Consider the following 7,356-nt stretch of genomic DNA (forward strand, 5'->3'; position numbering starts at 1 on the left):
ATGGCTTAGTTGATTCATCTTCAGAAATAGAAAAATTAAGTAAATCTGCTTCTATTTCTTCATCAGATACCTGTTTCGTAATGATGCCATTTGCTAAACCATTAGGAGATTATTACGCAAAAATTTATGAACCTGCAATCATTAAGGTTGGTCTCAAACCCATAAGAGCAGATAATGACATTTTTGGAACTGGTAAAATTATAGATCAAATATGGGATGGTATTAATTCTGCAAAAGTTTTAGTTGCAGAATTAACTGACAGAAATCCAAATGTATACTATGAGCTTGGACTTGCACATGCCCTAAAAAAACCTGTTGTTTTAATTTGTTCAAATGAGGAAGACGTACCATTTGATTTGAAACATATTCGAGTAATATATTACGATATGACTGATCCATTTTGGGGTACAAAACTTATAGATAAGGTTGCAGAAAATATTTTATCAGCTTTAAGCAATCCGAATGAAGCAATGTTATTCCTATAAATAATAACTACCGGCAACCTACATATAATAGCGGGATTAGTGCTGAAATCAGTATTTCAATTGCTTTATATGCGCTCAATCATCTTTGAATATAGCTTCAATATCCCGTCCACCCCATAGTACGTTTAGCACCACAATTCCATTGTGTATTGGCTCATAGAAAATAACATAATTGCCATAGGGACGAGAACGAATATCATTACCCAACTCGGGGCGGCGGCGTGCACTCAGAGGCATTTCGGCCAAAAGATCAAAAGTATCAAACATGTTGCCTACAAAAGTATCAGCCGCTTTAACATTATTATCAGCAATTCTAAGCCAGATACGATCAATGTCATCTACAGCCGCTGGAGTTAATCGAACCTCAGCCATTATAGGTGGTCTCTGTGCCGTTCGTGAATACGGGCTAAAAGTTTTTCTTTGGAGAACACTTCAGGGGGGCCAGACTCCCGGCTAGCCTGTATTGTGGTTTGAAGATCATGCAGCTTATTTAAATACTCATTGAGCCTGGGCGCAAGCTGCGCTTGTGCGTCTGCTGGCAAGCCTTTTAAGCGGTCAATAGCTGTTTTCATTTCATCAGTCATACTTCAAATATACCAAACTTTTCTATCATTCGTAAATAAAAAACCGCTTCCAGCTTACATTTGAGGGGTCTTTGTCGCATCTTAAATCAGTCTCAGGGAAGGAAGAAGGTTTCATAAACTACCTGAATTTGAATGCGCTAGGTTTTATTTTTATGTTATTGATATACCCTTCGTCATTTAAAGAAACAAAACCATTTTCCGATAAAATAATGTGATCGTAGACCGGAAGCTCCAAGAAACTCCCGCAGATAGACAGTTGCTTAGTCACTGTTAAGTCTGCAAGGCTGGGTGTCAGGTCGCGTGAAGTAGGATCGAGAGCGCCGTACAAAGATTTCTCAGAGTGGTTTCTCCCAATCCTCTCCCCGAACCGTACGTGCGGGTTTCCTCGCATACGGCTCTCCATCAGATTTAGTTCGCTTGCATAGGTGTTCCTTTTGATGGCACTTAAAACAAAGGGTGAGCAGATGCTTCATGGCATGAGATTTCATACCCTTGGTGTGATGAACTTGGAGATTCTTCGTGCTACCACACCGGGAGCATTTGAAGTCGTCTCTAATCTTCACTCGGAGCTTTCTTTCATTCATATCATAAGGTTCACCTCTACCATGAGCAAGTGAGACTTTGTACACCTGTTGGTCTACTCCTTTGAACCCCATCGGATAGTCTTCATTACTACAGACAAGATATGGATGGTCAAACCCATCTTTACCCTTCTGTTTGTATCGACTTCTTTTGAGTTCAATCGGAGAAGGTAGCCATTGATAGGTCATTATCTCTTTTTCTCCTTCCGGCATCGTTGCTTTCCACCTTGTTCGATTATGGATTGTGATCGTTTTATCTTTGACTAGTTGCACTTTTCTGCTGCCTTTAAACTTCTTCAGAAGCCATTTGTGATAGCGGTGCCAAGTGTATCGACTGACATGCTCAAGGTCACTTTGTAAGCTGATGTGCTTGTAGTAGTTACACCAACCACGTACCAGTGAGTTCAACGATGATAACCGATTCACTTCGTCAATAAATACGTACTTACGGGACGTCAAATCTTTGATCTTGGTCTTTACTCTTTTGACTGATTTCTGTGTGGGTTTTAGGTGTACCACCCATCGACCTTCCGGTTTCATCCTTTTGATGTGGAAGCCCAGAAAATCGAACCCTTTGTTCACATGAGTAATCTGAGTCTTTTCATCAGATAGTGTCAATTTGAGTTCCGATTCAAGATACTCTTTGATGATAGATTTGGTTTGTCGGACGCCTCGAATGGTATCGTTGCTAACCACTACAAAGTCGTCAGCATATCGAACCACTCGATAGTTCCCTTGTCCAGCCTTTCTTCTTTTCTGGAGATCATAAGGTGTAAGGTTATGCCATTTCCTTTCTGCCCAGAGGTCGAACTCGTTGAGATAGACATTAGCAAGTAGAGGTGACATAATTCCTCCTTGAGGAACTTCGGAAGAAGTCCTTTCAAAAAGTTTCCCTTTCATGATTCCAGCTTTGAGAAATTTACCAATGAGTGTCATGATGCCTTTGTCAGCGATTCTTCGCTTTAGTATACTCAACAGTTTGCGATGATTTACTGTATCGAAGTAACTTTTGAGGTCACCTTCAATGACGTAGTAACGTTTTGCAGACGTGTTGAATAATGGCATGATGACCGCAATGGCATCCATAGTGCATCTCCCTTTCCTAAAGCCATACGAGCAGGGTTGAAAATCACTTTCGTAGATCGGATCGAGTATCATTCTTAAAGCTTCCTGGACGATTCTGTCACGCAGGGTAGGAATACCTAGCAGTCTGGTTTTGCCGTTGGCCTTAGGGATCTCAACCCGTTTTACCGGTTGGGGTATGTAAGATCGATCTTTAAGGCTACCGACGATCGTCTTTATTTGTTGATCATAGTGGCTCTTGAAGTAATCTCGTGTTTTCCCATCCACTCCTGCTGTACTACTTCCAGGTCTGGAAAGAACAGCGTCGGCAGCAAATCTAATCCAGTAATCCCAATGCATTAGACTGTATAGGTTAGTGAACCTATGCTCTGGGTTTTGACTGGCTACCTTGGCGAGTGTTAATTGTTTTTGGGTCTTCTTCGTTAGGTCCATACATCCTTCCTCAGACTTAGTTCACAATTAACTTTTGCATTGAAATCTGACTGCTTCCCTTTGCCATGTAACAGGCTTTCCCTGTTTCGGACTAATACGGAAGCTCCGACCCATTTTGTACATATGGCCACAGACTAACCTACTCCCAGAAGGAGAGTGCAAAATGGTTCCCAAGTTCACATCAGTGTCGTCATCGCAATGCCTTAGATACTGTCTGTACCCCTTGCAAGTGTCATTCACTCGCTCGCTGTTGGGAAATGATACGCCAAGTGGAGTAGTATCACTTCTGACCCAAGCGTGACTAATATTCCCATCCGAGAAATATTTCCAACAGCTACACTCTATCCCTACATTTAGACAAGTGTTCCAACCGTCAGGGCATCTATCAACAGTTTCTCGCGTTATCTTAGCATTACTCTGGTTAGCAATTCTCAAGATAGTAGGGTATCTTTCAACCACATTTCGGAGAGGCTTCAAAAACAGCATAGTCTTGGCTACTGTACCTGATCTCTTATCCACTATGTTTACTCCTAACATAGACTAACTTTATTATGTATTACACCGATGCGCTTGCTTGGCGCACCAATGGGTGAGATATGCTAAAGAGACAGGACGCGAAGATGACTTTGTAATCTTCAATAAAGAAAGTACCCTCAAATTCAACTTTCTTAAATACGAAATGGAGCGCAGCGGTGATGGCGCTGGTGATGTTCTTAATGCCATCAAAGCCATCATGAATCTCAATGAGCAAATCAGGGTGTATCAATCTGGTGGCAGTGGAAATAATGAAGAACGGTTTTGGGACAACTCAATACGGAGGCTTACCGGTAACGTTATATCATTACTTCGACTGGCTAACGAAGAAGTGAGTGTCATGAATATGCGAAAAATTGTTGCGAACAGCTTACTGGAAGAAGAGGTGAAAGTTTATGAACATATTAAAGAAACGATTGCCACCAGGCAGGACATTGACCCAAACAAACGGCTGCAAGCACAATCCGATTTAATGCTATGGGCCGAATCAAATTATTGCATCCAGATACTGGAAAAGATTAATACAAAATCCTTCAAGCCATCCGAAGAGGAAGAGGTGACCTTGATTGAAGAATATTGGATCAAGGACTTTGCAAGACTTTCTGAGCGCACCCGTAGCATTATTGTTGAATCTTTTATGGGAATTATCCAGCCATTCATGAATCGGGGTATTTTGAAAAACCAGTTTTCCAGTGGTTTAAGTCCAGAGCTATGGCCTGAGAATATCATCACCCGGAATAAAATTGTCATCATTGACTTCCCTATCAAGGAATTTGACCTCGCCGGAGTATATGCTGCCACAATCTACAAAACTACCTTCCAGGCTGCAATGGAACGGCGTAATATAAAAAATGAACCCGACCCGAAGCCTGCGGTTTTATGGATTGACGAATACCAAAGCTTTTGCAATCCCAATACCGATAGCCAGTTTCAGGCCACAGCACGCAGTGCAGGGGTAGCCACGGTTTACATCACACAAAATATTTAATAACCTGTTCTTTGTCATGGGACACAACCAACCCCAGGCCAGAGCAAAGAGTTTGCTGGGTAATCTGAATTTAAAATATTTCGCAAGCAACGCTGATATTGAAACAAATCAGTGGGCCTCTCAAATGATCGGGCAACACATGACAGATTTTCAAAGTCTTAATATCACCAAGGGCATGGAAATCAGCAAAACCAAATCTAAGCGTCTGCAATACCGTGTCATGCCTGATCATTTCACAACTCTAAAGACCGGTCGGAAGGCCAATAATTATATTGTGGAAACCTTCGTTTTTAAATCTGGAAAGGTTTGGGGCAAAAACAAGGAAAACTATGCACTTGTTGGTTTTAATCAAAAAAGCTAAGGGCAACCGAAAGACCAACAAGCGAGGAATGAGTGTTGCGGTCTGGAGGCGTATAAAAACTCAAGGTAATATTTTCATGGATATTAAAACCTCGTAAATGAGCGTCTACATGTGCATCTACCATGTTCAAAAGATATAACACCGTCAAAAGGATATAAGAAAAATCTCTGTTCCTTCTGAAAAAATCGACACGTCTTTCAAGCTGTGACGCATTAAAGGGCGTATTATTTATCGTGGACTGAGAGGTATCTACTTCGGCAAGAAAATTTTCTCGGAAAAATAAATAGTTTGTATTACTGTTGCTGGCTGTAAATATTAATCCGGCGGCAATACCATAAATAATAGGCACTTTCCAGTGCTTTTTGTTTTTTATTTGACCTGCGCCAGGCAGAATAGCCGAATAAAGTGTCGCTCGTTTAATATGTTTCTGTTCCATTTCATAATCCATTGTTTCAGAGCCTGTAGCTAATGAGTCACTATCTATGCCCTGTGCCACCGAACGGCAACAGAGGCCAACAAGGGTAATAATCAATGGTATCAAAAATCTTAGCATTCCATATGTTTTAAATTTAAATAACGGGAAAACATCTAATCATAATGCTCTCCCATTATTATTTTATTGAATTACAAGTTTACGAAGCATTCATTCCATATTGTTGCAAATCTCATATCCAAGTTGGTAACATTTGTTCTGTCTCCAATATAAATGGTTACATTGGCACAATCTCCGACCTGGGTATCCCAATCAAAAGTTTGCAATCCCAATTCAACCGTATTGTATGTACCATCAACAAATAAGCCATAATCACCAGAAGTCGTTTTTATCCACCACAATATGCCCAAAAGTTTTCGTTCAGAATAAATTTCCGCAGTAATCTTCGTTCTATTCTCATATCCAATAATTGTTTCACACTGACCTAAAAAACAGGTTGGGCAAGATGCACTACAGGGAACCGTGCCATAAATTGGAACGGCAAAAGAAAAAATATTGATTATCCCCCTTGTCCTGAAAGGTGCGTACCCGTCTTCAATACACCCACCGGTCCAATTATACACATCTGTTTTAATATTCGTATTCTCTGGAAGTTCCTGGTATTCCACTTTATCAATCATTAATTCCAATTGTTCATCACTTTCAACCGCATTTTTAAGGATTTCCAAATGATTAGCCGTTGTCCCCTTGATGGTTTTAAAATAGCTTTTTGTGTATTGGTAGAGATAACCTCCAATTTGTAAAATACCATCTTTGTTAACCACCTTGCTCATTTCAGGATCAAAAATGTTCATCCTGTAAGTGCCATCGTCACCTTGAATAAATGAGTTCTCGTATTCCCAAAAATAAGGAGAATGTATATCCTTAATATCTTCAAAATTGGAATCAATATATTGATCGAAAATTTCTTTATAGTGCTTTAGATCAAAATCTCTTGCATTCAGAAAGATCCGTCGCATTGAAATAAAACCGATTTGTTATTCCCATAAATCTAATTCTTTAGATGATAAGGTTTTTAATTCTTCCAAAGTATTTTTGAAGGTCTCGGAATTAGCAAAGAACAGGTAATCATTGTTCACCGATTGAATCTCACTTTGCACATCTTCAAATTTAACGTTTGCTGGTTCATCAGAATTACAAGAACCCAATAAGACTAAGACAAACAGAAATGAAAAAAGATTAAGAGTTTTCATAGCTAGAATGGTTTAATTGAAAATAAATTAGCTGTTATTTAAATAAAAAATTACCGGTAATTTCCATTTCCTTAAAAGTGCAATGGAATCTTGTTAATTGAAAGGTTCACAATCCATAGCCATTGACTCAAATTTCCTTCAATTGAATATATAAATAAAAAGGGAACTTTCAAATTTTTCAAACCATTTTGTATAACAAATAATTGCTGTATTACCGGCATTTCAACCTTCTTCAAACCAATCATTCGGTTTTATCATTAACCATAAAAACCATTTTCAGTAGATGATCATTATAAACAAAACGCCTCAAAAAGTCCCTGTATACAGAAACAAATTATTGAACCACCCAAGTGATAGGACGGCAAAGAAGTTATATTCAGAGCCTCAATGTCACGAAGAACATGGACAATGCCCCAGTCAATTTTAAAGCGAATTTAAAATTTTAAATTTGCACACAAAAAACACGCAAAGAAGAAATTAAAAAGCCAGTTACATATTGCAACTGACTGATTATCAAGCTCGCTCTAGTGTACACAAATGCGAACTTAATAATGGTTATTAAGCTACCCAAGAAATATGATAAACATGATCAATAAATAACTGAGATAAAATTAACTCAATA

The 7,356-nt window shown here is 39.2% G+C and carries 9 protein-coding genes and 1 pseudogene; 3 read left to right on the forward strand and 7 right to left on the reverse strand.

The window, feature by feature from the left end:
• Nucleotides 1-485, forward strand: a pseudogene (locus AC04NP_RS30030) (hypothetical protein); the annotation flags it as partial.
• A gap of 75 nt (nucleotides 486-560) precedes the next feature.
• Here the strand turns inward: AC04NP_RS30030 and AC04NP_RS30035 are convergent.
• The 4 genes from AC04NP_RS30035 to ltrA form a co-directional block, all read right to left on the reverse strand.
• Nucleotides 561-857, reverse strand: a complete 297-nt coding sequence (locus tag AC04NP_RS30035; RefSeq protein ID WP_482863813.1) for a type II toxin-antitoxin system RelE/ParE family toxin — start codon at nucleotides 855-857, stop codon at nucleotides 561-563.
• Nucleotides 857-1,069, reverse strand: a complete 213-nt coding sequence (locus AC04NP_RS30040; protein WP_482863814.1) for a hypothetical protein — start codon at nucleotides 1,067-1,069, stop codon at nucleotides 857-859. The genes AC04NP_RS30035 and AC04NP_RS30040 overlap by 1 nt, the downstream gene beginning before the upstream one ends.
• 118 nt (nucleotides 1,070-1,187) lie before the next feature.
• Nucleotides 1,188-1,472, reverse strand: coding sequence for a JAB domain-containing protein (locus tag AC04NP_RS30045; RefSeq protein ID WP_482863815.1), 285 nt, complete (start codon nucleotides 1,470-1,472; stop codon nucleotides 1,188-1,190).
• A complete protein-coding gene (gene ltrA / locus AC04NP_RS30050; RefSeq protein WP_482863816.1) occupies nucleotides 1,405-3,165 on the reverse strand; it encodes a group II intron reverse transcriptase/maturase in 1,761 nt (586 codons plus the stop codon). The genes AC04NP_RS30045 and ltrA overlap by 68 nt, the downstream gene beginning before the upstream one ends.
• 574 nt (nucleotides 3,166-3,739) lie before the next feature.
• On the opposite strand from ltrA, the gene AC04NP_RS30055 reads away from it, so the two are divergent.
• Together AC04NP_RS30055 and AC04NP_RS30060 are read left to right on the forward strand one after the other, a co-directional pair.
• Nucleotides 3,740-4,687 carry a type IV secretory system conjugative DNA transfer family protein gene (locus tag AC04NP_RS30055; RefSeq protein ID WP_482863817.1) on the forward strand — a complete coding sequence of 316 codons (948 nt, stop codon included), beginning with the start codon at nucleotides 3,740-3,742 and terminating at the stop codon, nucleotides 4,685-4,687.
• Between the two features lie 16 nt (nucleotides 4,688-4,703).
• The gene (locus AC04NP_RS30060; protein WP_482863818.1) at nucleotides 4,704-5,048 is read left to right on the forward strand and encodes a TraM recognition domain-containing protein; all 345 of its coding nucleotides are present in this window, start codon (nucleotides 4,704-4,706) and stop codon (nucleotides 5,046-5,048) included.
• Here AC04NP_RS30060 and AC04NP_RS30065 read toward each other — a convergent pair.
• The 3 genes from AC04NP_RS30065 to AC04NP_RS30075 form a co-directional block, all read right to left on the reverse strand.
• The gene (locus tag AC04NP_RS30065) at nucleotides 5,032-5,601 is read right to left on the reverse strand and encodes a DUF5683 domain-containing protein (protein ID WP_482863819.1); all 570 of its coding nucleotides are present in this window, start codon (nucleotides 5,599-5,601) and stop codon (nucleotides 5,032-5,034) included. The genes AC04NP_RS30060 and AC04NP_RS30065 overlap by 17 nt on opposite strands.
• A 71-nt stretch (nucleotides 5,602-5,672) precedes the next feature.
• Nucleotides 5,673-6,500, reverse strand: a complete 828-nt coding sequence (locus AC04NP_RS30070; RefSeq protein WP_482863820.1) for a hypothetical protein — start codon at nucleotides 6,498-6,500, stop codon at nucleotides 5,673-5,675.
• Nucleotides 6,501-6,518: 18 nt separating this feature from the next.
• Nucleotides 6,519-6,734, reverse strand: coding sequence for a hypothetical protein (locus AC04NP_RS30075; protein WP_482863822.1), 216 nt, complete (start codon nucleotides 6,732-6,734; stop codon nucleotides 6,519-6,521).
• Between the last annotated feature and the right edge of the window lie 622 nt (nucleotides 6,735-7,356).

The sequence above is a fragment of the Agaribacillus sp. DX54 genome, from assembly GCF_056858335.1.